Below are 24693 nucleotides of genomic sequence, written 5' to 3' on the forward strand. Positions count from 1 at the left end.
TACAGAGAATATCAATAATTATACTATCAGTTAAAGAATTAATTCAAGAAGCCTTGTCTTTACCCAGTTCTACAAGAGTATTTTTAGTAGAAAAACATTAAGCTGTTGTGTTTTAAATTTGGATAAGGGATGCGAGCAAGATGCTTGCACTACTTAATATTAGATTTTTTGTTATACAATAATTTCTTAGAGAAGTCGGGTATCTTACTGAAAATTTATTATTTAATCTAACCTAAGATAGATCAAGATTATATCTAAGAAAAGATGTGAAATATTAGTCTATCTTTGAAAATAGTAATTAGCACTGATATTGCTGTTACTGAGGTAAAAAATGTTGTCATATTTTTTCATCGCACTCGCTACAGCTTTAAGTTTGCTGATTGTTGATTTAGTTGTTCCTGGTGTAGATATTGCTAATTTCCCCGCAGCTTTAATTGCTGCGGTTGTGATTGGTTTAATTAATAGTGGAATTAAACCAACTATTAATATCTTGTCTTTACCTTTGACATATCTGACATTGGGGGGTTTTTCCCTCATTGTTAACGGAATTTGCTTTTGGTTAGCATCAGTTTTAGTTCCAGGTTTTCAAGTTCAAGGATTAATCGCTTTTATTCTCGGTCCTGTAGTTCTTTCTTTAGCTAATACCTTTCTCAGTAAATACTTCGCAGAAAAAGGTTTTGAATTACAAGATAATCAATAGGTAAACCCAATTTAAAAACTAGGAAATATCCATGAACTTATTACGGATACTTATCGGGTTATTTTTACCCCCCTTGGGAGTTTTTCTCACAGTTGGATTCGGTCCAACTTTGTTAATTAACATTTTGCTGACTTTGCTTGGTTGGCTTCCTGGTAGCATTCATGCAGTTTGGGTAATTGTCAAGCATGAAGAAAATATGAATAGAGAGGAAGGTACTTATTAAGTATGTAACAATAACAAGATCCCCGACTTCTCTAAGAAGTCGGGGATCTAAAGGATAGTTAGTCTTTAAGCACGAATATCTTTATCTTTGAATAAATCAGCCGTTGCTAAAAGTAACTCGCGTAAAGTTTGTTTTAATTGACGTTCTTTCTTTGCTATAACTGCACCTGCGTCTGTCAATTTTTTTTCTAGAGCTGAGTAACTTTCTTTTACTTGTGCTGTGATAGATTCGGCTTTGGGATGGGATTTATCACACCATTGTTTTGCTTCATTTAAATAATCCTGTACCTCTTGATCACTTCCACTATAACGTGCAGATAAATTTGCTCTGACAATTGCTGATTGTGCTTGTAATTGTGCATAGCGTTTCTTTAATAATCCGATTTCTTCACTATCTTTGATAGAATCAATTGCTGAATCAATCGCAATTTTTGTATCTGCTGATTTATCTTGACTCGTTTCGACTATCTTGGTTAAAATTCCTTCAATTTCTGCTTGTAGTTCTTCTTCTTCCCGATCTAATTGAGCTTGTAGCTGCTTAATTTCAGTTTGGGTTTTGACAATATCTGAGTGTTTTTTCAGACTTATAGCTTCCATAGCGCCTTCAATTGAAGCTACAACTCCTTCTCTAAATTCACTACCTTTTTCTTGCAAATTATCAACGACGGTAGAAACAGCATCATTAACTAAATTACGCAATTCATGAGAACCTTCTTGAAATTCAGAACCTACTTGAGAAACAGCAGATTTCACAATTTCCCGAATCCGTTCAGATTTTAATTGTCCTGTTTCTTGAGCTTGGCGTAAATCTAATTGAATTTGTTCTTTAACGTTTTTATTCATGGTCATATTAAATGCAAATCTCATACAACACTTACATTCAGTATGGTGAAATATTTTTACTATTAACACCCTCTAAAGATATAAAATCATATCTATCTCCAGGTAGTTTAAAGTACATTAATCACAATATCCCTGAATTTTTGATTTTTTTAGTTAAATGTTGCCAATTTATGAAATAATCAATATTGATCAATAACTAGATTCTAATTATGTGGCGGGTAAATATCACTTGTGATGGTGAAGCTTGGAAAGTGTACGGTGTTGAATTTAAGAAAATGGTAGTAAATTACCAAGCTGAATTGATTGGTTCTAAAAAAATGCCAGATGGAAAACGCATCATGTCTTATAAAATTGAAGATGTTAGCGAAGCAGAATCTTTTCAAGAAGAATGTACAAAATTTGTCGGCTTCATCTCTGATTTTGAAGCTTTATGAAAAAAGTAATAATATTGATATTATGCACATTTTGTTTGTGGACTATCAATTTTACCTTACCTGCTAATGCTTTAGATACAGGAAATGGTGCGGAAATTTTTAGTTTCCACTGTGCTGGTTGTCATATTCATGGAGAAAATATCATTAGACGCGGTAAAAACTTAAAAAAGAATGCACTTAAAAAATATGGTATGGATTCTTTAGAAGCGATTACAGCCATTGTCACTAATGGTAAGAATAATATGTCAGCTTATAAAAAAAGATTGACGACTGAGGAAATTCAACAAGTTGCAGCTTATGTTTTGGAACAAGCAGAAAAAGACTGGAAATAACAAGATAAAAAATATGATGTTACCTCAAGAAAGCTATTTACAATTTACCCCCGACTTGAAAATTTGCCGAATTTTAAATGGAATGTGGCAAGTTTCGGGAGGACATGGACGCATTAACCCCATAACTGCTATTGAGTCCATGTTTCAATATGTAGATGCTGGTTTTACAACCTGGGATTTAGCAGATCATTATGGACCAGCAGAAGATTTTATTGGTGAATTTCGTCGTCAATTAATTGCGACTCGTGGAGAAGAAGCTGTAAATAATATTCAAGCTTTTACAAAATGGGTTCCTCGTGCGGGGAAGATGACAAAAAAACTGGTCGAGGACAATATTGATATTTCTTTGAGAAGAATGGATGTTAAATCATTAGATTTAATGCAGTTCCATTGGTGGGAATATGGAGACTCTAATTATTTAGATGCTCTCAAATATATGGCAGAATTGCAAGATGAGGGTAAGATCAAACATTTAGCTTTAACTAATTTTGATACGGAACATTTGCAAATTATCACCGAAGCAGGAATCAGGATTGTTTCTAATCAAGTCCAGTTTTCCTTAGTTGACAGAAGACCACAAGTAAATATGGTTAAATTCTGTCAAGATCATAATATCAAAATATTTGCCTATGGTAGTGTTTGCGGTGGTTTATTATCAGAAAAATATTTGAGTAACCCAGAACCAAAAAGCTCAGAAATCAACACCACTAGCTTGAGAAAATACAAACAAATGATTGCTAATTGGGGTGGTTGGAGATTATTTCAAGAGTTACTATATACTCTGAAACAAATCGCTGATAAACATCAAGTTAGTATTGCTAATGTGGCTGTAAATTACATTTTAAATCAGCCAGCAGTCGGGGGTGTAATTGTCGGTGCTAGATTAGGAATTGTGGAACATTTGTCAGATAATGCTAAGGTGTTTGGTTTTAATTTAGATGCTGAGGATATAGGGAAAATAGATGCAGTTTCTCAACAGTCACGGGATTTGTATCAGTTAATTGGTGATTGTGGGGATGAATATAGGAGGTAGTTTTAGGGTGGGTTAATTACAGCTTAACCCACCATTTTTACAATGATTTTTATTGAAGTTTCGCGCAAAGACGCAAAGAAGCAAAGACGCAAAGGAAGAAATAGTTAAGGAAATGTAGGTTGGGTTGAGCGACAGCGAAACCCAACATTACCAAGGATTTCGTTGGGTTTCGTTTCGAGGCCTAACCGAGCAGTATTGGATCGGTATTGTACTATATCATTGGGGTCAATTTTAGCGATCGCCTAACCTAAATTTTTCTGAATTTTCATGAATTTTATCTGATAATAAAACTAGCCTCTTTAAGCAAAATCTATGGAAACCCTCACCTTAAACATACCTCCCGCAGTAAATTTAACAGATGAGCAGTTTTATCAACTTTGCATTGCTAACGAACCTTGGCAATTAGAACTTACCCAAACCGGAGAATTAATTATTATGCCCCCCACAGGTGGAGAAAGCGGAATTAGGAACTCAGATATAACTACAGATTTAAGTATTTGGAATCGTCAAACTAAATTAGGTAAAGTATTTGATTCTTCTACAGAGTTTAAATTACCTAGTGGTGCTTATCGCTGTCCTGATGCAGCTTGGGTAAAACTAGCACGTTGGGAGGCTTTAAGTAAAGAAGAAAAAAGACGGTTTCCCCCCCTTTGTCCTGATTTTGTGATTGAATTGCGCTCGGAAACTGATAGTTTAGAAAAATTACGCACTAAAATGCGAGAATATCAAAATAATGGGGCGCTTTTAGGTTGGTTAATTGATCCGCAAACACCCTCAGTAGAAATTTATTGTTACGGAAAAGATGTAGAAGTTTTAAACTTTGATTTTGACAACCCACCAAAACTTTCTGGTGAAGATATTTTACCTGGCTTTATACTCGATTTACAGATAATTTTAAATCCATAGACTTGTTCTTATCTCTGTGTTCTCTGTGTCTGAAGTGGTTCGTTATAAAAAATATGATTTCTCAAACAAGTATTCCCACTGGCTACCTTCGCAAAGTTCATCATATCGCCTTTAACGTCCAAAATATGGCAGCCTCTCGCCATTTTTACGGTCAGATTTTAGGCTTACACGAACTCACAGGGGATGAAGTACCTGCCACATTAATAGAACTTGTCAATGCTGGTAAAGTCGCTAATTTCATCACTCCCGACGGCACAATTATCGACTTATTTGGAGAACCAGAATTATTACCACCAAATCCAGATCCCAGTAAGTTCTTTACCAGAGCATATCATTTAGCCTTTGATATTGATCCAGAATTATTTGACCAAGCATTAGCAGTAATTACAGAAAATAATTTAGTTATTGCTTATGGACCCGTTACCCGTCCTACTGGTAGAGGAGTGTACTTTTATGACCCCGATGGGTTTATGATTGAAATTCGTTGTGATCCTGATTAAATCCAAAAATGGAAAAAATTTTAAAAGTCATTGCAGACGTAATTGCTAATCCACCAATTCCCCACGAACCCCAGAAACAATCTTTAAAAAATTGGGCAATGTATTGCTTACGGGATAGGGGTTTTATAGTTGTTTTTGCCCAAAATGCTGATTTTGCTGTGCAGTTTAAAAATGGCGACAAGTTCTATTTTAAAGTTACCAATCAAGCTGATAATTTAGCCAATGATATCAATTGGATAGTTTGGGATAATGTGAATAAAACCACCAATTTGATTCCTCAAGCCTAGAGTTTTCGTTAATAACCGCAGGAATGAATTAATCTGCGGTTTTTTACATAGGATATCACTACAAATACAAAGATTAAATTATCAAAGGTTTTAATTGACGTTCGCACCATTTACCCTCAACTAACTCTGTAACTAAAGGTGTGATCATAAACTTAGCCGGAAAACCCTCCAACACATCCACCCGCACACAAGAATAAGGTTTTTTACTCTCAAAACCGCTACCACTCCGTCCCACATACAACAGCGAATCTGCAACTTTGCGAATGGAAAGATCATTATTGCTGGTAAAGGTTTCCATTAATTCTCCCCCTTCTTGGCGTTGACGACGAGGACCGCGACCACTACCACCAGAAATAATATAATTAGTATGAGAATCTGCGTGTCCTGTATTAACTGTCCGTAAATGTTCTAAACAATGGGCGTGTCCGCTAAATACTATATCTACTACTGGACGTTCCTGGGTAACTTTACCTAAACTTTTCGCCACCTCATCGAAAACCTCCCGTAAACGATGACGGATAGCTAAAGTCTGTCCTTGATTCCATTTACTTCCTTCTGTAACATAAGGTGGATGGTGTAAAAATATTACCCGCCCCCTGACTGCGGAATTATGCCAAGATGCAATTAATCTATCTCTTAACCACGCCAATTGTTCAAAATCAACATTAGTATTGGTGTGAGATGCCAATTGCTTTTCAATATCAATTTTCACTTCATTTATTTGGTCTAATTTAGCACCAAGTTCCGCCAATAATTCCGCTTGATCAGGTTTTTCGGGATTCAGCTTGTCAAACTCCGTCAACATCCGTAGTTCTTCTTGATCAATTTCCTGACGACGGGTTTCTAGTTCCCGACGAAAATTATCCCCAGCTTGGTTATGAGGTAAAGGATCTGGAGTATTGAAAGTATTAGAATCTAAGGCAAAAAAGTCAATCCCACCGTAACAAAAATTATAATAGCGATTAGGTAAACGCGTAAAACTTCCCGGTTGATAACGCAAACACCGACCCGTATCAGTTTTAGCGGTGTAATGCTGTTTTAAATGCTGTTCTAACTCCGCTGGAGAAACTTCCGCCAAATAATCTAAAAATGCTCTAGCATAAGCATCACCTTGATTAGATCCATGCCAACCAATTTCAATATCTTTATAACGAAACATTCGCCGCAAAGGCAAAGTTGGACCAGTTAACAACCGATACAATAAAGGCACATCATAGTAATCATGATTCCCCAATACTAGTAAAATTGGCAACTTAAATACCATTTGATCATAAGTGATATCTTGGGGTTGATTACCGCCCACCAAAAATTCCCGATAAGGTTCAATAAAATTGGCTGGGTAATATTCACGAGAACCCACCATATAAATCACATCACCAGTGTGCAGCACAAACCGGCAATCATCACCATGATTTAACATCATTTTGGCAACTTCCCGTTGGGGATGGTGTCCAGAATGGGATTTAGTCCCAGTATCACCCATCACCATAAACGAAAACTCTGGACTGTCTGAGTTGCCATCATCTATCACTATACAGGTTTGGTCAATGCCCTGCTGTAGAATACTCGAATGCTGCCACCGCACCCGTTGTTTCATCTTTTGAATTTTGACCGCAATTGGTGGTTCAGAAATCAATCTCATAGGAAATATTAATCAGTATTTTGTCAGAAATGGCTATAGCTTGCGTGACGACGTAGGAGTCATACGCCACGCTACGCTATCAAGATGTCCAGGATTTAAGGTTAAATTAGTTAGGACTTATTTACGGTACAAGAATAACGAACCACAGAGGCACAGAGGTCACGGAGAAATGAGGGTTTGAGAGATATTTTGCGTGAGTCCTGTTAGTCCGCGTAGGCGGACTTTGTTTGTGTAGCTGCGATTTTTAATCGCCTAATATTGGTAAACTAGCGAAAACCTGTTCCACCAATATCTGAGTTTTATTTTCTAAATATTGCCAATCCACATCGCCATATTCATCAATTAAGCTAGTATCAATATCAACCGCTGTATTCTCTGGACTATAATTCAGAAAACATACTTGATAACACAAATCCCATAAATCTATATTGACTTGTTCCCCGTGACGTTGTAAAAGCAAGTTATATCCCGGATGGGGCATAGGCAAACTAGCCAGAGTTTTTCTAATTTCTTCTACTTGTATTGGTGTTGCGGTTTCCATTTCTTGCACCAACTGAGTTACCAAGGCTTTAGTTTCATCAGTAGTGTTAGCAGGCCAAGTCAACACATCCTGGTAAGTCCCTTTCCAGTCAGATATATCCAACTGCTTGCGAAGATTATCAATCACGCGAATAAAAGCAGGTTGCATCAAGATTTCAGCTTGTTGCCATGAGGTAGAATTAGTTATCTTAGGTGGCATAGCTAGTAAATATGGATACTGATAGTAAAATTAACAATTTGGTTCGATGAAAAAACTATACTTTTAATTTAAATCTTTTCTCAAGATACCTGATTTCAGAAAGAGAAATTTGGAGATATTTACTACTAGCAGGAAAATTTAAGCTGTAAAGCTGGGGAGGGAAATTATGATAGGCAAATTACTAGATCATCGCTACCAAGTCATTCGCGTCTTGGCGACAGGGGGATTTGGTCAAACCTATATTGCCCAAGATACCAGACGGCCAGGCAACCCCATCTGCGTGGTTAAACACCTGAAACCGGCTAATTCTGACCCTAACATCTTTGTTACTGCTAAACGCCTGTTTAATAGCGAAGCAGAAACTTTAGAAAAATTGAGCAACAATGACCAAATACCCAGGCTTTTAGCTTATTTTGACGAAAATCAAGAATTCTTTTTAGTCCAAGAATTTATTGACGGCCACACTCTAAGTGAAGAACTCATTCCCGGACAGCCTTGGAGTGAAGTCCAAGTTATGCAAATGCTGTTGGAAATTTTGAGTATTTTAGAGTTTGTTCACCAAGAAGGTGTGATTCACCGCGATATTAAGCCAGATAATATTATTCGCCGTGAGGCTGATTGTAAATTAGTTTTAGTAGACTTTGGCGCAGTTAAACAACTACGCTCCCCTTTGGTTCTGGTGGGCGGACAACAAACGGCTACGGTAGCTATTGGCACGCCTGGCTATATGCCTACAGAACAGGGACAAGGTAAGCCTAGACCTAATAGCGATATTTACGCTTTGGGGATTATTGCTATTCAAGCATTAACGGGAGTCCCAGTTAGTCAATTACAAGAAGATCCAGATACAGGGGAAATTAACTGGCAGCATTTAATTCCTGTTAATCCTGAGTTAGTCGCAATTTTAACGAAGATGGTGCGTTATCATTTCAAAGAACGCTATCAAACAGCAACGGAAGCCTTACAAGCTTGTCGAGACTTGGTGAATATCACCCCAGAATTATCCCAACCGTCCCTATCTCCTCAAATTATTTATCAATCTCCACCACCCCTAGCTTCCAGATTTATACAGAAAACAATGGCGGTTTCTCCCGCTAATCGTGTTCCTTCTCAACCTGCCCCTCAACAACAATATATTCCTCAAGAATCTAATAAACCTGATCCTTTACCTTTATTAATTGGCATATTATTAGTAGGTGGTGTAGCGGCTTTATTTACAAATATATATCCCAATTTACAGAATTTAACTGGTAATTGGACAGGAGAAAAGACCAAATTAATAAATAATTGTCTGGCTGTAGTTGCGGCTAATTCTAATATTCGTTCTGAACCTAGTGCGATTAATTCTGATAATATTTTGAAGACCTTGGGTGCAGCTAGTAAATTTGAGGTGACGGGTAAGCGCACAAATCGCGGCTGGGTAGAAATTAAACTTTCATCTGGTCGCTTGGCTTGGGCGCATTCTGATATTATTTCTAATAATGAAACATGGATTTCTTGCCGACGTGACAAAGGTTTAGCTATTCAAATTGTAGATGATAGTTCTTTAATTGCATCCCTTCCTGTTCCTCAAGTTTCACAAAAACCTGCTGTGGAAACTTCTGCACCCAAACCAACTCCGGCTGCTACTGAAGATAAATCTAAAACGGTGGCAAAAGCTAGAGAAAAATTTGAATCAGGAGATTTACAAGGAGCAATTTCTTTGCTAAAATCAACTTCGGGAAATGCTATTTCTGGAATTAAAGAAACGGTGGATACTGTTAATCAATGGCAGAATGATTGGGCAAAAGCTGAGGCTTTAGCTAAGGATATTAATAAGGCTATTGATAATGGTAAATGGGATGAAGTTTTAGCTTATCGAGATCATCCTGAAAAGCTCCCGAATATTAAATATTGGCGTGATAAGTTAGAACCAATGTTTAAACAAGCTGCTGAAAATGCCGCTAAACAAGTATTACCCCAGGAAAATAAACCAACTCCCACAGCAACACCAAAAAGTGGGGTTTAAATATGCCGTTTTCCATAGTGGTCTTTATTATTATGTAGGTTGGGTTGAGGAACGAAACCCAACATTTTATTTTCATTTTTGTATTGGGGTTTGTTGGGTTATGGCTTCGCCACGCTCCGCGAACACTTTCTTCTACCCAACCTACAAATACAAGCTACAATTTTATGGCATGATGTCATCTAATTTAAGTTTTAAATCTGGAAATAGAGGAGAAATTATCCTATCTCCTAAACGATATTTTTCTTGTTGATAGACTCCATTAATTAATTGACAAATTGTTAATGTCGGTTGTTTAGGATTACCAATAAATTGGATTCCACCTAATGCCCGAAAGTCTACAATCCAATATTCTGGTATTTCTAAAAAAGCATATTCTTCTATTTTTCTGGCATAATCATCTTGCCAATTTGTACTGACAACTTCAGCAACTAATTTAATGGTATTTCCATGACAAATTATTGGTTCTTTTTGCCAAAGTGGTTCTTGATTAAGTTTTGCTTTATCTAAGACAATTACATCTGGACGGAGTGCTGTAGCTGACCCAGCGAAGGGTTTAATTAAGCAATTTTTGGGAATCAACCAGTTTAATTTATTATGAATAATCTCTGTATAAATTCTCCCGGCAATATTTCCAGCAACTTCTTCATGGGGTCCTGTTGGTTCCATATCTCTGAGTTCTCCGTCAATTAGTTCATAGCGGGTATTGTCCCCATATTCAATTAAAAATTGCTCAAAGGTGAGTGGTTTTACTGGGGTATAGGTCATAATTTTAGATTGTCTTGTGATGTTGGGTTTATTCTAACTAACTTTTGACTCTTCTTCTTGTGATTCATCTCTAATATTAAAGTAGTGAAAAAGATTTGCAACAGTTAAATCTGATGCTAGTTGTAAATTAGATGTAACTAATGTTCTATATCCAGAATTTGCTGCTTGTTGACTCACATAATTTTCATATTCCCGGCGTAATTCAGGCGCAAACATAAATAATAATTGATCACGTAATGAATAAAAGTGAGATTTTTCGGCTATATTTTCATAGCTGATTTGTTCTGGTGGTATTTCTGGATTAGTTATAGTTTGGGGAGTTTCTGAATTATGAAAATCAGCACTATTTAAAAGTTTTAATTCTGCTGGAGGTAGAGATTTTACCCAATCTACATGATTTTGCCATGATTCGATGATTACTAAATCATGATTATGAATGCGGGTAAGTTCAGGAAAGAGAAAATCTAGTTCGTCGTGAGATTCACATTGATTAATCTCAAATTTGCCAGCAATTTTACTCAAATTCTATGTTACACTGTATAAATTCCCATGTAAAGCGGGTAGGCTACAAAAAAGCATCTAACTGAAAAATTACTACAGTGAGGCAAACTAATGAGCAAGAGAAAGTTGAAAAGATTATTAGCTGTAAGTGCAGTTTCTTTCTCTTGCTTATGGTTGTCTGTAGTACCGACGAATAAAGCATTGGCGCAAACCAGCAGAGAAGCAGAAATATCTACCTATATCCAACAGTTAAGGTTCAATGATGGAAATATTCGTTACTATGCTGCTGGTGAACTTAAAAAAATAGGAGCAGAAGCTATACCTGCACTGATTGTAGCTTTAAAAGACAACAATTCAACCCTTCGTATTGGTGCTGCTTATGCTTTAGGGAATATAGGAGCAGAAGCAAAAACGGCTGTTCCTGCTTTAATTGAAGCTTTAAAGGATAATGATAGCACGGTTCGCTCCGGCGCTGCTAAAGCTTTAGGGAATATAGGAGTGGAAGCGAAAACTGCTATCCCTGCTTTAATCACAGCTTTGAGAGACAATGATGCCTGGGTTCGCAGAGGTGCTGCTAAAGCATTGGGAAGCATAGGACCAGAAGCAAAAACTGCTGTTCCTACTTTGATAGGAGCTTTGAAGGATAATTATAGCACGGTTCGCTCCGGCGCTGCTGAAGCTTTGGGAAGGATGGGAGTAGAAGCGAAAACGGCTGTTCCTGCATTAATAGGAGCTTTGAAAGATAATGATAAAGACGTTCGCTCAACTGCTGCTGCTGCCTTGCTGGCGATAGGAGGGGAAGCCAAAGTTGTTGTTCCTACATTAATAGAAGCTTTGAAAGATAACGATGTCTGGATTCGCTTTCAAGCTGCTGATGCCTTGGGGAAGATAGGAGCAGAAGCGAAAACGGCTGTTCCTACATTAATAGAAGCTTTGAAAGACAACAATGCAGGATTTCGCATCAAAGTTCTTGATGCTCTAAGGAACATAAAAGGGGAAATTCAAGTTAATGTTGTTCCTGCTTTGATAGAAGCTTTGAAGAACAATGATAAATACGTTCGTATCTACGCTCTTGCTGCTCTGGGTGATATCAAAGGGGACGTTAAACCTATTGTTCCTGTCTTAATTAAAGCTTTGAAGGATAATGATAAAGACGTTCGTCGTGTTGCTGCTGATGTTCTGGGTACAATAAAAAAGGAAGCCAAAGTTGTTGTTCCTGCCTTAATTGAAGCATTGAAAGATAATGATAAAGACGTTCGCTCAACTGCTGCTGCGGCATTAGGGAAAATGAGAGGAGAAGGCAAAGCTGCCTTCCCCGCCTTAATAGAAGCGTTGAAAGATAATGATCCATCTGTTAGCTCCAACACTATTTATGCCCTAGTGAGTATCAAAAAGGAAGTTAATGCTGTTCCTGCCTTAATTGAAGCTTTGAATAACAAGAATAAAGAGGTTCGTCGTAATGCTGTTCATGTCCTGACGATTATTGGAATTGAAGGAGAATCCAAAGTCATTGTTCCCGCCTTGATAGAAGCGTTGAAAGATAATGATAAAGACGTTCGCTCAACTGCTGCTGCTGCATTAGGGCAAATGAGAGGGAAAGCGAAAGCGGCTGTTCCTAGCTTGATAGAAGCATTGCAGGACAACGATGCAGAAGTTCGCAAATGGGCTGCTATTGCCCTATCGGCAATAGGAGAGAAAGCAAAAGCGGCTGTTCCTATCTTAATAGAAGCATTAAAGGACAAATATGAAAATATTCGCTCCGACGCTGCTGGTGCTTTGGGAAGTATAGGAGAGGAAGCAAAAGCGGCCGTTCCTGCATTAATAGGAGCTTTGAAAGATAACCATGCCTGGGTTCGCTCCGACGCTGCTGAAGCCTTGGGAAAGATAGGAGCAGAAGCGAAAACGGCTGTTCCTGCATTAATAGGAGCTTTGAAAGATAATGATAGCAAGGTTCGCTTCAATGCTGCCGCTGCCCTGGTGAATATGGGAGGGGAAATAAAAGGGCTTATTCCTCCTTTGATAGAACCATTCAAGGATCAGGATAAATACACTGAATACGCTCGTAAAGAGGCTGCTGCTGCTCTGAAGGTAATAGGTGAAAACTATGAAAACAAATCTGCCACCATGCCTATTGCAGATTTAGATCAAGTCATATCAGATTTAGAAAAAGCTCTCCCAGCTTTAAAAGGTACTCAGGATAAAAAATTAAAATTAGATTCTCAAATAGCCTCTATAAATCGCTCTCTTAATAATCTGAAAAAAACCAGAGAATCACGCTTACTAGATAAAATATTAGCATGGCTGGCAAAAAATCCTTTAGCAACAGGAGGATTAATTTGCATTATCTTCTTCCCATTTCTCTGGGTTAAATTATCGCAAGTTCGGCGAAAACCAACTGCTTAATTATCAATTATAGGAGTTACGCATTGACAGGAAACTTTAAATATGTATAGTCCTAAAACCCATATTTCTCGTAGGGGTTTAGCATTGCTAAACCCCTACAATATCGTTCTTTTTAGGATCAATACCAATTTCCGTACTCCATAGGTTCTAATTTGTTGTTTCCAACCAATATTTAATACTTGATAATGATGACGTTGCGTATCAAAAAGCAATTGAATTTCTGTACCATTTGCAATATCATTGGTAGAATGATTGCTTAAAATATCTTGAATAATTTGCGAGTAATTTATTCTTTCCATAAAACATCTCCTGGGTTAAAGAATCAAAAATTAAAACCTATTGATCTCTTTTCCCTAGATAGTTTCTTGATGTTTCTTAATATTGGCTAGTATTTCATCCATTGTTACATTATCCAACCATTGATGACGTTCTTCTGTATAGTCTCCACTACCATTATCAAATTGACGAATAAATCTGATAGCGTCAACATATCCTAAAGCATCTACAAGAGCTTTAAATCCTTTTCTATATAGTTCAATTGGGGTCATTTTCTCCTCCTTGTACAATATTATTAGTAGCTTCTGCCAACCAGATCATTGGATTAGCAACTATTATATTTATATTATCCTTATAGCTTAATGATTTTGACAATAGACGACTATCAGTGGTCAAGAAAATATCAGCGTTATTTTCAGCACAAGCCAGATGAAAAGCATCAAAATTTTTAATATTAAAGGTTGTTAATTCTATCGCTCGTCGAGTAATTTCTTCTGTGACTAAAATCTTATCATGAGCTATTGTTAAGACTTTTTGTACTTGTTCTCTTCTGCTTATATCTGGAGTTCTGGCGATTTCTAATTCTAAAGCTGTGCTACTGACTAATTGCCATTTTCCAGATAGACAATGATTGATAATTTCTAAAATTGCTTCAGTTTCTAGCCTAATTCGCCATTGAGTTTGGTCGTCAAAAGGACGATTAAGACAACAAACATCTAAATATATTCTATATTGTTTATTCATATTTTTAGAACATTGTTTTACAAAAATTATCATTAATTATTAGTATCTATAACTAGCTTCATGAAATTAGCTCAAAAATTTCCTCATCTGTGTAAACTGTTTCATTCTTTTGCATCAAGTCAGAACGCAATGCGCGGAATTTGTGGGTAAAGATGTAGTCCTCAATAGCTTTACCGACTAAACTATCAGCAGATATACCTTCAGTTTGGGTAATTTCTAAAAGTGCTGCTTTAAGTTCTGGAGTAATGGCAATGGTTAGGGTATCTTGCATATTTTATCAGCGAGCTACATAGTTGATTATACAATAGATTGAGCTACCATATCTATTTTGCACAAATAAAATCAAACATTTACTTCTTTAACCAACATGAAAACATCCACCGACAGACAACGCACCCTAGAAATGGCTTGTATTTCTCAACTCGCTTACGTCGCCTATAAACAAGGAAATGATATAGTTAGCGATATCCTGAAAACAGGTTCTCCATCATTTTTCCCACCATATCAAACCATAGAATTTATCTCAGCACCACGTCCTTTAAGTGATACGGATGAATTAGTTTGTTGTGGTTTACTCCTATCCACAGAAAATGATATTGTCATTGCTATTAGAGGTACAGAAAGATTAGATGATTACTTCTTTAACTTACTAGCATTCCCCAATTCAGAAGCAATTCACTCCGGTTTTAATCTTTATGTTAAAAGTTTTTGGCAACAATTACAAGACTTTATCCAAAGACAAGAAAACGCCAATAAAAATATTTTCGTAACCGGACATAGTTTAGGCGGTGCTGCGGCTACATTAATTACTAAACGAATTAGTGAAACTGAATTAAAACCTATTGCACCTTATACATTAGAAACCTATACATTTGGCGCACCACCAGTTAGTACAATCGAATTAATTTTGGATACTCCCATCTATAGATTTAGAAATATCGGTGATTTCATTCCTGATTTACCGAAAATCATCACTGTTTTATTAAATAAAATCCCAGGAATCAAACAAGTAATTATTAATTGGAAACCAGAACTATTAAAAACACTGGCTGATTATTCTCATATAGGTAATGAATATTGTCTTAATAAAAAGTATGAAATCATTGAACAAACCGAAACTAACTTACCTAATCTTCAATTGATATTGCAAATTTCCAGTTTACTAGCTACACAATTAAAATCACCGTCTCAAGCAGATATTAATAAATTTCGCTTGTTAATAAATACCTTGATTCAAACCTCATTGGAAGAACATCGTGCCATTAAATATGTAGAAAGAATTAGTTTTGGTAAACTTCCACCTTATATTTCTAGTTTGCATGATGATGAAGATTAAAATAGAGATGATGAAAGATGAGAAAATCCATAACAGAAATTTCACCTGTACAAATAGATGTTAATATGAAAGTAAGAATAGTGATTCAGCGACTAGAAGCTGATGGTTGGTATTTAGCAAGAACTAGAGGAAGTCATCGTCAGTTTCAACATCCTCATAAACTTGGTACAGTTACAGTTTCCGGTAAACCTAATATTGACGTACCCATTGGTACACTAAAAAGTATTTGGAGACAAGCTCAATTGGAGGACGAATAATGCGTTATACAGTAGTAATTGAAAAAGGAAATACCAGTTATGGTGCTTATGTTCCCGACTTACCCGGTTGTATAGCCGTGGCTGAAACATTAGCAGAAGTTCAACAAATGATTGTAGAATCCATAGAATTTCATATAGAAGGTTTAATAGAGTTAGGTTTACCAATTCCTCAACCTACAAGTATCGCTCAGGAAGTTGAAGTTTTAATTTAAGTAGTAATATAGATATGAATAAATACGGAAATTGGCAACCTGTCCCTAAGAATGGTGGTAAAAAATGGAAACAATGAAATTGCTGGCGCATATCGGTACAGATGGTATATTGCAAATTCAAACCCATACAGATTTTAAAGATAAATCTGTAGAAGTATTGGTAGTTGTCCAACCATTAGATAATACAGAAACTACCACAATTAAACATAGAAAAGCAATTGAATTTCTGTACCATTAGCTATATCATTGGTAGCTTCTGCTAACCAGATCATTGGATTAGCAACTATTATATTTATAACAGATAGCTTATCTGATTTGCTTCTTAACCCGCCTGTAACTGAAGTTACAGGCTAATAGCTAAAGGTTACTAAAGTAAACTCAAAAAGTTAAAAATTTTTTGGTTATTTAGTCATCTTTAGATGACTTTTGCTATGAGACTGGGAATTCATTCCCAGTTGGAATATCGGTTTTACGTTAAATTGACAGTAATGGGTATCTATAACTATAACTAGTGGTCTATCAAATTTCTATTTATGGATGAGGTTTACAGTTAATAGCCTCTCTATTTTCCCTCAATCTCACAATTTTTAGATTGACAGACCACTAGCTTCATGAAATTATCTCAAGCAGATGTTAATAAATTTCGGTTGTTAATAAATACTTTAATTCAAACCTCATTAGAGGAACATCGCGCCATTAAATATGTAGAAAGAATTAATTTTGGTAAACTTCCAGCTTATATTTCTAATTTGCATGATGCAGAAAAAGATAATGTATGAATTGATGCAGTTAATTAGCAAATTACTTTACCTTCCACTCTCTACACAGAAAAAACAATTTCCAGTAAACTAATTTATGCAGTATTAACAAACCAAAAGTGGAAGCACAACCAAGAGAAGTACAAAACTATATCACACCAGATGGAAAAAACCTATTTGCAGAATGGCTTGATGATCTCAAAGATATGCAAGCTATAGTTAAAATAGAAAAAAGACTCGAACGAGTTAGGTTAGGTAATTTAGGAAACTACCGCACAGTTGGAGAAGGAGTCTGTGAACTAAAAATTGACTATGGACCAGGCTACCGGATCTATTTTGGACAAATTGGGTCAAAAATAGTAATAATTCTTTGTGGTGGAGATAAAAGTACCCAAGAACAAGATATATTAACAGCTAAACAATACTGGAGAGATTATGACAACAGAAGTAAAAATACCACTAACTAGCAGTTACCATGATTATCTCATTTCCTCTCTTCAAAATGAAGAACACGCTACAGCTTATCTAGCAGTTTTTTTAGAATTAGATGAAGAAGGACGTGAACCAGAATTACTTAGGGCTGGTTTAAAAGATATTATTGAGGCGAGAATATTGGCTAATAATCTCTCAGAAATAGCCAAAGAACGTTATGAAAAACTTGATCAATTATTATCAGAAAATGCCGGAAATGAAATTTACACCTTAATTGAATTTTTAGATGCTTTGGGTTATCGTATTGCTTTAGTACCTAAAGAATAAATCTGTTATAAAATAGTAAAAAACCATAATTAACATTATGAACACCTCACAACTGCGTCAAGAAATAAACTACAACTTAGAAAAGCTATCTCCAGATAATTTAAAAATAGTTGCCGAATTTTTAGCTTATCTAGCAGATAAAGAAAGCGAATTAGCTACCCAAGAACTACTTGATATTCCTGGTTTTATCGCATCTTTTGAAAGAGGTAAACAAGATATAGCTCAAGGTCGAAGATTTTAATGCAGTTTGTTTTACCCTCAGAAATACCAAAAAGTGGAGTTTAATACTTAACCCCACTAATTGCATTCTGATTTTTGGTTTTTTGCCGTCTCAATGTCCCAACTATTCAGCCCAACAACTTATTGCATTTCGTCGTATTCTGCCGTTTCTACCCTTCTAGATTCCATCCGCGAGGAAGGTAAAAACTCAGCCCGACGGACAGGATTTAAAGATGGTGCTTGTCCATTGTAGGGATGAATCACCTGGACGGTCCGAGTACCCCGCTGTTTTGGTGCAAACAAAGAAAGAACACCAGCCACCACAACACCCCCACCAATGGTCAATGTCGCACCACCCACAGCCCAAAGCATGGGTGAAGACCACCAATTATTTTGTTCAGGTTGTTGTAATGATGTCGCCATTTTTTGTTGATTAGCTTGTTGTGCTAATTGCCACTCCCGTTGAGTAAAGCTTTGAGCTTGTACCTGGAATTGTTGGTTTTGTAACTTGAGTTGTTCATTGTCAGCTTTCAACTTCTCTAGCTGCATATTCATTTTCAGCTTTTCCATTTCTAGACGCTGATCAGAATTAGGAGCAGTTGGGGGTTGAGTAGTTGTGGGTTGATTAAAATAGGCAGGTTGCCCGTAATTGGGAGGATACTGCATTACCTGGGGAGCCATAACTGTCCCTGGCATTTGGGGGCTAACACCAAAATTCGATGGGATTGGGGTATTTGTTCCTTTCAGCAAGACTAAAGCCGCTAACCCAGCCACCGCGACTCCGCCAATAAATGCCATACTTTCGCTCATTGCTGTTACCCCTCAAATACTACAGAACAGTAACTCAGTTGTGACTGACACACTCTCACACGCATAATTTTTTGCCTACTTTGATAGTATATTTAAGTTAAGGGTCAAGATAAACCAGTGTATTAGTTAGTTTTTTTGTCTATCCTAAGATATGCTGTTATTATTTAAGACGATCATAGTCAAATTGTCCACTAAAAAATAACAAAAAAATACACTGTTTGGCAATTTCTCCCTTGGGTTTAAGAGGGATTTTTGATAGCTATCTTGAGACTTTGGCAAAATTGAGCGATCGCATCTAATCCCTGCTCTGGTGTACCTTCTGCCAGTCGTTTCACAATGGCACTACCCACAATTGCTGCATCTGCGCCCCATGCTTTCACTTGTCGCGCCTGTTCAGGATCAGAAATCCCAAACCCGACACCGATGGGTTTATCTGTAACATTGCGAATTTGTTGGAGTAAATCACCAACTCGCGTTTGCATTTGGGTTCGTATTCCCGTGACACCAGTAACACTGACCAAATAAATAAATCCCTGGGAAGCGCGAGCGATCGCTTCTATTCTTTCAGGAGAACTCGTAGGAGCTACCAATAAGGTTAAATCTATTCCCATCTCCGCCGCTGGTTTAATGAGTCCTGCTGACTCTTCCAAAGGCAAATCAGGCACAACTAAACCTGCTACCCCAGCATCTTTAATTTGCCCCAAGAACTTATCAACACCTCGATATAAAATCGGATTGTAATAGGTAAATAAAATAATTGGCGATCGCAAACTCGGACTAATCCCCTTGAGCATCTCTAACACCTGCTCTAAAGTGGTCCCCCGTGCCAAAGCGCGAGTAGCCGCAGCCTGAATCACCGGACCATCAGCCAAAGGATCAGAATAGGGGACACCCAACTCAATAATATCAGCCCCAGAATTATCGAGAACCTGCAAAGCCTTAGCAGTAGTTTCTAAATCTGGATCACCAGCCGTAATAAAGGGAATCAACGCGCACTCTTGATTCCGTCTCAAATTTTCAAAGCAACGAGAAATAGCAGTCATTTCACCTAGTCAGTAGTTAGTGGTCAGTGGTCATTTGTCAACAAACCACTGAACAATAATAACCCTAAACCTGAGATTCTTTTTCCTCTTCAATCTTCGCTTGCAGTTTAGCTAATTCTTCCGGAGAAAGTTCATCCAGACGCTTTTGCAAAAAAGCCGTTTCATAAGCTTCCCGTTGTTGATGGTAGGTCATTTTATTCCCCATCGCGCGGAAAAGATAGGTGCATAACCAGCCAATTAAGCCAGCAATCAAGAAAACTTGACTCCAGATACCAGCATTCTGACTATCTAAACCTACTACTTGCAAACCCACATAAGCCAAGCCACCGGCGACAAAAACGCCGAAGCCAATACCAATCGCGTCAATACGTCGCATGAGAATTATGACCTACCAATCTTAATTTAAGCAATTTTTCGCGGACGGGGGTTCAAATTCACAAACGGGGAGAGAACTAGCAACCCTGGAAAGAAAAAGAACACTAAAAAGTACATAAACACCCGTTCCACAGAACCACAGGTATACCATCTTAAACTCAAGTAGAAAAAGACAGCAATGGGGATTACCAGCAAATAAGCGCCAGCCAAACTCAGATACAGTAGTGCTACAACCATATTCCTTACCGCAATTTGAACTATATTTGGTGCATTCACTTCCCATGATATGCCCAATGGCTGGTTTGAGGAAATCGGTAATTCTGTTATTTTCCATCCCCCAAAAATAAATTGCCCAAAAATCGAAACTTGTGATATAGTGTTTTCCAGTCATCAAGCGTGAGCTAAATGGCTAACTTAAAATTTTGTTTCAGTGCTAAATGTCAAATATTAGCGTTAGCAAATAAAATTTTAAAATCTACTTGCCAAAAAAAAGCAATTAGTGGTATAACAGACAAGCGGGTGAATACTGCCTCAAAAACAGTAAATAACCTTACGGGAGCGTGGCGGAATGGTAGACGCTACGGACTTAAAATCCGTTGACCTTAAACGGTCGTGGGGGTTCGAGCCCCCCCGCTCCCATCTAAAAATTAATCGAAAATGCACCAAGTCTTTTGATTTGGTGCGTTTTTGTATTTAAAGATTTTAGGAACTTCTAATTAGAGACTTCCAATTAAAAAAATATCCCAAAATCTCTTGTGGTGCGGGCATCTTGCCCGCTAACAACACAAGGACGGGCAAGATGCCCATCCCACAAAATTGGATCATCTTTTTTGTGGAATTCTCTTAGAAGAACATCCTATCGCAAAACTTTAACTTTTGACCAAACGCCATTTTCATCTTCATCAAATCGCTTATGAACTTCATCCCAAGCCATTTGTTCAGATGTAAGCTTGTCCATATTATCATTCAGTGCAGTATTATAGCGTTCAATGAATATATTCTGAGCTTCTGGTGAAAGATGGGTGCGAACTTCAGGAGATAAATCATCTGAATTTTTGCATTTTCCAGGACAAGGATGAGGTAGTGTTTTGCCAATGATATTAATTTCTTCACCACCTGAACTTTCCAATAGTAATTGAAATTCGCCACTCCGATTGATCGGGACTTCGATCATTAATAAAAATTCACCAGCTTCTAAGCGGGTTTGATAAACCGTAGCTTTGTCTTCTGACATCCCCAAGGCAGTAAGAACTGATACCAAACCTGCCCCAGCACTACCAGCGAGCGCTCCACTTGCGGCCCCTAATAATATCGCTCCAATCGGACCTGCTGCCACAATTGGACCAACAAAGGGAATAAATAATACACCGACCCCAGTTAATAAACTAAGGAAAGAACCAAATAAAGAACCAAAAATCGCCCCAGTTCTTAATCCTCCCAAAATTACATCCCGCTTAGTAATAAAGCCAGCAATTCTGGTTTCTGATTGAAAATTTCTGCCCAAAACGGATATATAATCGCTGGAAACGCCTCTATCTAGTAACCGATGAATTACATCATCAATTTGTTTCTGTTCTTTAAATATAGATGAGATGGTACGCTCTGCTTGATATGTTTCTGACATTTGTCCACTCATTTTACTGTGATGATTGACTGTGCCTATAAATACTAATTGAATTAAATATTTTCTTAATCAATCTTTAGAGAGAATTGGCTGTAATATTCAATAGATAAATCTCATCCCAATAAAAAAATCCTAGAAGTTGCGAAACCCCGCTTTTGATGACTTTTGTAAATGCAGTTTCTAACTGCCGATTTAGTCAAATCCTTACCCAACTAAGTTTTTTATTAATTTTGGAAGATTTCAATTTCCCAACCTGGAGAATATATCACAGAACTTTATGCCCAAAAATTATAATTCCTTTCCCACAAATAACCACAATAAAAGACTAAAAGTAATTGCTATTGCCGCAATAGCATTGTCTTTTACAGCTTGTACTAACATCCCAAATCCACGCCAATTAAAAACCAATAGCGAACCCTTAAAAGTTGCCATTCCGACTAATCAAATTAATCCCAAATCACAACTACTAACTAAAGTTGAAAACCTAGATTTTACTGTCCCAGCTAAATATCAAGCAAAAACTATCTATAAAGTTGAACCCAGCAATAAAGAGAAAGTAATTGCTTTAACTATTGATGATGGTCCCTGGCCAAAAACCACCGGAGAAATGTTAGACATCCTCAAACTAAATAATGTAAAAGCTACATTCTTTTGGGTAGGAAGTGCCTTACAAGAAAATCCCGAAATTGCCAAACGAGTTGTAGCTGAAGGCCATGCTATTGGTAATCATACTTGGCATCATTGGTATCGAAAGATGGATGAAGCCACAGCTAAAAGTGAAATTGAAAAAACAAATGACCTTATTTATAAAACAACAGGTGTCAAAACATCATTTTTCCGTCCCCCTGGAGGCTATTTAAACAACGGATTAGCTGCTTATGCTAAAAGTCAGAAAAACTCCGTTGTTATGTGGTCAGTGACTTCAGCAGACACCGATCCGCGGGCAAAATATCAAGTATTTGTGAAAAATGTGATCAGAGATGCTAAACCCGGCGCAATTGTGTTAATGCACGATGGTGGCGGAAATCGGGAAAGAACAGTCAAAGCCTTGCCAGCAATCGTCAGCGGACTCAAACAGCAAGGCTACCGATTTGTTACAGTTCCTGAACTTTTAGAAATGCAGCCATGATCATCCTTACTCAGTGACGACAGAAGCACAAATTTGAGACTCTTGCCAAAGTTTATACAAAAAAAACTCAGTGCTGTAGCTCATAGTGGTGACAAATACACCGACAGCATCATGATTACCATCAGATAACCAAGAACCATCGAGGGTAACTTCTAAGTATTCAGGATCACAGTTAGATAAGCCCATAATTTCACTATCATGGCGATTTACTTCGGCTTTTAGTCTTTCTACTCCTGGCAAATCAAGAGGTAGCATAAAGGAAGCTGTGGTGGGTTCAATCCGCAAAGTTTGACTGACACGCAGTGCCAAAATCACTCTTTGGGCTACCCATTCCTCAAGAGATTGAGTGAGACACTCTAAATAAAAACAGTTTTCGGTGTAAGTTAATTTCAGCATTCCTTTTGCTCTCCTGTTATTCCAGGTTTGCTTGCATATCATTCCAAAACTTCTCAGCAAATATCACCGTTGGGTGAATAGGTGCTTTCGGTAATTTCCGCAAAGGCATTCCAGCTTCAGTGGGTGTTTTATTGCCTTTGCGAGAGTTACATTTTTCGCAGGCTATGACTACGTTATCCCAAGTATGTCGGCCACCTTTAGATCGGGGGATAACATGATCTAGGGTGAGATGTTTGTTAGTACCGCAATATTGACAACTGCTATGATCTCGTCGTAAAACCTCCCGACGATTGACTGGCGGAATTTTCCACATTCGTTCCGTAGCAGCAATTGTTAAGCGGATGTGCTTGGGTACAGACAGCACAAATCGAGATGAGTGAATTAACCAACCGTCTTCTGTCGAAAATTCTAATGGTTCGGCTTTATTGCTGACTAGCAACACTATCGCCCGCTTGATATTTATCCGACACAGTGGTAAGTAATTCTGGGAAAACACGACTACAGATTGCTCTAATACTTGGATTGCGCTTGTCACAGCCTAACTCCTTATAAAAAAACCCCCGCTTCTGTCTTAGACGCTGCGGGGGTTAACAATTGACCTGATGGTTTTGTCTTATTTTGGTACAGCATTTCTTTACCTGTACCTCCCGCGTTTGATCTCTATTTGTGGTTTTGTATTCAGCAAATTCATGCTGGGATATTTAAAATCATAATTGCCTTTTGTTCTTTGCCCTTGATGTTGGCTATCCTTGCCCATAAATAAATTCTCCACGTCCGCAGCAGCAAATTCCCAACTGCCGAGGCGTTTGGTTGCTTGTGAAGAGGTAGAGATGGGATAAATGGATTTCACAGAAAATTTCACCTATTGAACATTCCTTTAAACATACTACACTTGTATTACTATCCTGTCTATACCTATAAGGAGAAAAAATCATGCAGACCATTACACGCACCCCAACAACTGATATGGAAGTTACTAGTATTCGTCTAGAACGGAAACTCAAGGAGAAACTTAAAGATATCGCTGGTAATCAGGGATATCAGTCTCTAATTCGAGATATTCTCTGGAATTATATCCAGCAAAAATCAGGTGAGTGGAAACCGCGTTTTTCTAAATCTGATATTCGTGCTAGTATTGCTGCTGTAGCCCAACAAGATGAGCGTTGTGTCCTCACAGGTAAATTAATTGCATCACAACAGTCAATGTTATTGGGATTGACGAGGAATGGTGATATGGTTCCTCTGAGTCTTGAGAGTTTGGTTGATTAGTCGGTAATTTTAGTTAATTTTACCCAGACGCTACCTTAGTAACTGGGTAAAATACTAATTTTTAGATTTATTTAAGACAATTTCCTGGATTAATTCAGGTTTCCCGTGTTAATTCGGATGCAAAGCCTGAGATTTCCGGGTTAATTATAGAGGAATTACGGAAGACGTTAG

At 37.4% G+C, this 24693-nt stretch carries 37 protein-coding genes and 1 tRNA gene; 21 read left to right on the forward strand and 17 right to left on the reverse strand.

Annotated elements, in window-relative coordinates; all coding sequences use genetic code 11:
- Positions 1-331 precede the first annotated feature (331 nt).
- Together FJR06_RS15085 and FJR06_RS15090 are read left to right on the forward strand one after the other, a co-directional pair.
- Complete coding sequence (locus FJR06_RS15085) at positions 332-700, forward strand: phage holin family protein (RefSeq protein WP_015078805.1); 369 nt, start codon at positions 332-334, stop codon at positions 698-700.
- 31 nt (positions 701-731) lie between these two features.
- A complete protein-coding gene (locus FJR06_RS15090) occupies positions 732-923 on the forward strand; it encodes a YqaE/Pmp3 family membrane protein (protein WP_015078806.1) in 192 nt (63 codons plus the stop codon).
- Between the two features lie 65 nt (positions 924-988).
- Here the strand turns inward: FJR06_RS15090 and FJR06_RS15095 are convergent, their stop codons facing one another.
- Entirely contained in the window at positions 989-1765 is a 777-nt protein-coding gene (locus FJR06_RS15095; RefSeq protein ID WP_041458236.1) for a hypothetical protein, read from the reverse strand.
- Between the two features lie 209 nt (positions 1766-1974).
- On the opposite strand from FJR06_RS15095, the gene FJR06_RS15100 reads away from it, so the two are divergent.
- From FJR06_RS15100 to FJR06_RS15125, 6 genes are all read left to right on the forward strand, one after another.
- On the forward strand, positions 1975-2199 hold the full coding sequence (locus tag FJR06_RS15100; RefSeq protein ID WP_015078808.1) for a hypothetical protein: 225 nt from the start codon (positions 1975-1977) through the stop codon (positions 2197-2199).
- The gene (gene petJ / locus FJR06_RS15105) at positions 2196-2531 is read left to right on the forward strand and encodes a cytochrome c6 PetJ (protein ID WP_015078809.1); all 336 of its coding nucleotides are present in this window, start codon (positions 2196-2198) and stop codon (positions 2529-2531) included. Before FJR06_RS15100 ends, petJ begins: the two co-directional genes overlap by 4 nt.
- A gap of 13 nt (positions 2532-2544) precedes the next feature.
- Positions 2545-3564 (forward strand): aldo/keto reductase, encoded by a 1020-nt coding sequence (locus tag FJR06_RS15110; RefSeq protein WP_015078810.1) that lies wholly within the window; start codon positions 2545-2547, stop codon positions 3562-3564.
- Positions 3565-3876: 312 nt separating this feature from the next.
- Positions 3877-4470, forward strand: coding sequence for a Uma2 family endonuclease (locus tag FJR06_RS15115; protein ID WP_015078811.1), 594 nt, complete (start codon positions 3877-3879; stop codon positions 4468-4470).
- Between the two features lie 53 nt (positions 4471-4523).
- Positions 4524-4970, forward strand: a complete 447-nt coding sequence (locus tag FJR06_RS15120) for a VOC family protein (protein ID WP_168651727.1) — start codon at positions 4524-4526, stop codon at positions 4968-4970.
- An 8-nt stretch (positions 4971-4978) separates the two neighbouring features.
- A complete protein-coding gene (locus tag FJR06_RS15125) occupies positions 4979-5257 on the forward strand; it encodes a hypothetical protein (protein ID WP_015078813.1) in 279 nt (92 codons plus the stop codon).
- Between the two features lie 73 nt (positions 5258-5330).
- On the opposite strand, the gene FJR06_RS15130 is transcribed toward FJR06_RS15125, so the two are convergent.
- Positions 5331-6899: a metallophosphoesterase gene (locus tag FJR06_RS15130; RefSeq protein WP_168651728.1), complete on the reverse strand. Its 1569-nt coding sequence runs from the start codon at positions 6897-6899 to the stop codon at positions 5331-5333.
- Between the two features lie 244 nt (positions 6900-7143).
- Positions 7144-7638 carry a hypothetical protein gene (locus FJR06_RS15135; RefSeq protein WP_015078815.1) on the reverse strand — a complete coding sequence of 165 codons (495 nt, stop codon included), beginning with the start codon at positions 7636-7638 and terminating at the stop codon, positions 7144-7146.
- Between the two features lie 166 nt (positions 7639-7804).
- On the opposite strand from FJR06_RS15135, the gene FJR06_RS15140 reads away from it, so the two are divergent.
- Entirely contained in the window at positions 7805-9646 is a 1842-nt protein-coding gene (locus FJR06_RS15140; RefSeq protein WP_168651729.1) for a protein kinase, read from the forward strand.
- Between the two features lie 162 nt (positions 9647-9808).
- Here FJR06_RS15140 and FJR06_RS15145 read toward each other — a convergent pair whose 3' ends face one another.
- A complete protein-coding gene (locus tag FJR06_RS15145; RefSeq protein WP_168651730.1) occupies positions 9809-10411 on the reverse strand; it encodes a Uma2 family endonuclease in 603 nt (200 codons plus the stop codon).
- A 33-nt stretch (positions 10412-10444) separates the two neighbouring features.
- Positions 10445-10933 carry a hypothetical protein gene (locus tag FJR06_RS15150; RefSeq protein WP_015078818.1) on the reverse strand — a complete coding sequence of 163 codons (489 nt, stop codon included), beginning with the start codon at positions 10931-10933 and terminating at the stop codon, positions 10445-10447.
- A 90-nt stretch (positions 10934-11023) separates the two neighbouring features.
- On the opposite strand from FJR06_RS15150, the gene FJR06_RS15155 reads away from it, so the two are divergent.
- The gene (locus FJR06_RS15155; protein ID WP_015078819.1) at positions 11024-13315 is read left to right on the forward strand and encodes a HEAT repeat domain-containing protein; all 2292 of its coding nucleotides are present in this window, start codon (positions 11024-11026) and stop codon (positions 13313-13315) included.
- A gap of 95 nt (positions 13316-13410) precedes the next feature.
- On the opposite strand, the gene FJR06_RS15160 is transcribed toward FJR06_RS15155, so the two are convergent.
- From FJR06_RS15160 to FJR06_RS15175, 4 genes are read right to left on the reverse strand one after another with little or no spacing between them, the layout of a single operon-like run.
- Entirely contained in the window at positions 13411-13614 is a 204-nt protein-coding gene (locus FJR06_RS15160; RefSeq protein WP_015078820.1) for an element excision factor XisI family protein, read from the reverse strand.
- Between the two features lie 54 nt (positions 13615-13668).
- Complete coding sequence (locus FJR06_RS15165; RefSeq protein WP_015078821.1) at positions 13669-13863, reverse strand: hypothetical protein; 195 nt, start codon at positions 13861-13863, stop codon at positions 13669-13671.
- On the reverse strand, positions 13850-14335 hold the full coding sequence (locus FJR06_RS15170; RefSeq protein ID WP_041458240.1) for a hypothetical protein: 486 nt from the start codon (positions 14333-14335) through the stop codon (positions 13850-13852). Before FJR06_RS15170 ends, FJR06_RS15165 begins: the two co-directional genes overlap by 14 nt.
- Positions 14336-14393: 58 nt before the next feature.
- Positions 14394-14606 carry a hypothetical protein gene (locus FJR06_RS15175; RefSeq protein ID WP_015078823.1) on the reverse strand — a complete coding sequence of 71 codons (213 nt, stop codon included), beginning with the start codon at positions 14604-14606 and terminating at the stop codon, positions 14394-14396.
- A 96-nt stretch (positions 14607-14702) separates the two neighbouring features.
- Between FJR06_RS15175 and FJR06_RS15180 the strand changes: the two genes are divergently transcribed.
- From FJR06_RS15180 to FJR06_RS15215, 8 genes are all read left to right on the forward strand, one after another.
- Positions 14703-15671, forward strand: a complete 969-nt coding sequence (locus FJR06_RS15180) for a lipase family protein (protein WP_015078824.1) — start codon at positions 14703-14705, stop codon at positions 15669-15671.
- A 17-nt stretch (positions 15672-15688) separates the two neighbouring features.
- A complete protein-coding gene (locus FJR06_RS15185; protein ID WP_371416371.1) occupies positions 15689-15928 on the forward strand; it encodes a type II toxin-antitoxin system HicA family toxin in 240 nt (79 codons plus the stop codon).
- A complete protein-coding gene (locus tag FJR06_RS15190) occupies positions 15928-16140 on the forward strand; it encodes a type II toxin-antitoxin system HicB family antitoxin (RefSeq protein ID WP_015078826.1) in 213 nt (70 codons plus the stop codon). The genes FJR06_RS15185 and FJR06_RS15190 overlap by 1 nt, the downstream gene beginning before the upstream one ends.
- A 64-nt stretch (positions 16141-16204) precedes the next feature.
- Positions 16205-16378, forward strand: coding sequence for a hypothetical protein (locus tag FJR06_RS15195; protein WP_015078827.1), 174 nt, complete (start codon positions 16205-16207; stop codon positions 16376-16378).
- A 373-nt stretch (positions 16379-16751) separates the two neighbouring features.
- Positions 16752-16919, forward strand: a complete 168-nt coding sequence (locus FJR06_RS15200; protein ID WP_015078829.1) for a hypothetical protein — start codon at positions 16752-16754, stop codon at positions 16917-16919.
- A 98-nt stretch (positions 16920-17017) separates the two neighbouring features.
- The gene (locus FJR06_RS15205; RefSeq protein ID WP_015078830.1) at positions 17018-17365 is read left to right on the forward strand and encodes a type II toxin-antitoxin system RelE/ParE family toxin; all 348 of its coding nucleotides are present in this window, start codon (positions 17018-17020) and stop codon (positions 17363-17365) included.
- Positions 17334-17657 carry a DNA-binding protein gene (locus FJR06_RS15210; protein ID WP_015078831.1) on the forward strand — a complete coding sequence of 108 codons (324 nt, stop codon included), beginning with the start codon at positions 17334-17336 and terminating at the stop codon, positions 17655-17657. Before FJR06_RS15205 ends, FJR06_RS15210 begins: the two co-directional genes overlap by 32 nt.
- Positions 17658-17694: 37 nt before the next feature.
- A complete protein-coding gene (locus tag FJR06_RS15215; protein ID WP_015078832.1) occupies positions 17695-17898 on the forward strand; it encodes a hypothetical protein in 204 nt (67 codons plus the stop codon).
- A 119-nt stretch (positions 17899-18017) separates the two neighbouring features.
- Here FJR06_RS15215 and FJR06_RS15220 read toward each other — a convergent pair whose 3' ends face one another.
- The 4 genes from FJR06_RS15220 to ndhL form a co-directional block, all read right to left on the reverse strand.
- On the reverse strand, positions 18018-18686 hold the full coding sequence (locus FJR06_RS15220; RefSeq protein ID WP_015078833.1) for a hypothetical protein: 669 nt from the start codon (positions 18684-18686) through the stop codon (positions 18018-18020).
- A gap of 239 nt (positions 18687-18925) precedes the next feature.
- Positions 18926-19729 (reverse strand): tryptophan synthase subunit alpha, encoded by an 804-nt coding sequence (gene trpA, locus FJR06_RS15225; RefSeq protein WP_015078834.1) that lies wholly within the window; start codon positions 19727-19729, stop codon positions 18926-18928.
- 64 nt (positions 19730-19793) lie between these two features.
- Entirely contained in the window at positions 19794-20105 is a 312-nt protein-coding gene (locus tag FJR06_RS15230; protein WP_015078835.1) for a DUF3007 family protein, read from the reverse strand.
- A gap of 26 nt (positions 20106-20131) precedes the next feature.
- Positions 20132-20341 (reverse strand): NAD(P)H-quinone oxidoreductase subunit L, encoded by a 210-nt coding sequence (gene ndhL, locus FJR06_RS15235; protein ID WP_080683924.1) that lies wholly within the window; start codon positions 20339-20341, stop codon positions 20132-20134.
- Between the two features lie 317 nt (positions 20342-20658).
- On the opposite strand from ndhL, the gene FJR06_RS15240 reads away from it, so the two are divergent.
- Positions 20659-20743, forward strand: a tRNA-Leu gene (locus FJR06_RS15240).
- Positions 20744-20960: 217 nt separating this feature from the next.
- On the opposite strand, the gene FJR06_RS15245 is transcribed toward FJR06_RS15240, so the two are convergent.
- Entirely contained in the window at positions 20961-21728 is a 768-nt protein-coding gene (locus tag FJR06_RS15245) for a ChaB family protein (protein ID WP_015078837.1), read from the reverse strand.
- A 277-nt stretch (positions 21729-22005) separates the two neighbouring features.
- On the opposite strand from FJR06_RS15245, the gene FJR06_RS15250 reads away from it, so the two are divergent.
- Positions 22006-22857, forward strand: coding sequence for a polysaccharide deacetylase family protein (locus FJR06_RS15250; protein WP_168651731.1), 852 nt, complete (start codon positions 22006-22008; stop codon positions 22855-22857).
- Between the two features lie 6 nt (positions 22858-22863).
- On the opposite strand, the gene FJR06_RS15255 is transcribed toward FJR06_RS15250, so the two are convergent.
- The 3 genes from FJR06_RS15255 to FJR06_RS15265 all read right to left on the reverse strand — a co-directional run bounded on the left by FJR06_RS15255 (position 22864) and on the right by FJR06_RS15265 (position 24103).
- Positions 22864-23253, reverse strand: a complete 390-nt coding sequence (locus tag FJR06_RS15255; RefSeq protein WP_015078839.1) for an alr0857 family protein — start codon at positions 23251-23253, stop codon at positions 22864-22866.
- Positions 23254-23269: 16 nt separating this feature from the next.
- Entirely contained in the window at positions 23270-23788 is a 519-nt protein-coding gene (locus FJR06_RS15260; RefSeq protein WP_015078840.1) for an HNH endonuclease, read from the reverse strand.
- A gap of 99 nt (positions 23789-23887) precedes the next feature.
- Positions 23888-24103, reverse strand: a complete 216-nt coding sequence (locus FJR06_RS15265) for a hypothetical protein (RefSeq protein WP_015078841.1) — start codon at positions 24101-24103, stop codon at positions 23888-23890.
- Between the two features lie 83 nt (positions 24104-24186).
- Between FJR06_RS15265 and FJR06_RS15270 the strand changes: the two genes are divergently transcribed.
- Complete coding sequence (locus FJR06_RS15270) at positions 24187-24522, forward strand: ribbon-helix-helix domain-containing protein (protein ID WP_015078842.1); 336 nt, start codon at positions 24187-24189, stop codon at positions 24520-24522.
- The last annotated feature ends 171 nt before the right edge of the window (positions 24523-24693 follow it).

Source organism: Dolichospermum sp. UHCC 0352 (assembly GCF_009711925.1).
GTDB classification, from domain to species: domain Bacteria; phylum Cyanobacteriota; class Cyanobacteriia; order Cyanobacteriales; family Nostocaceae; genus Dolichospermum; species Dolichospermum lemmermannii.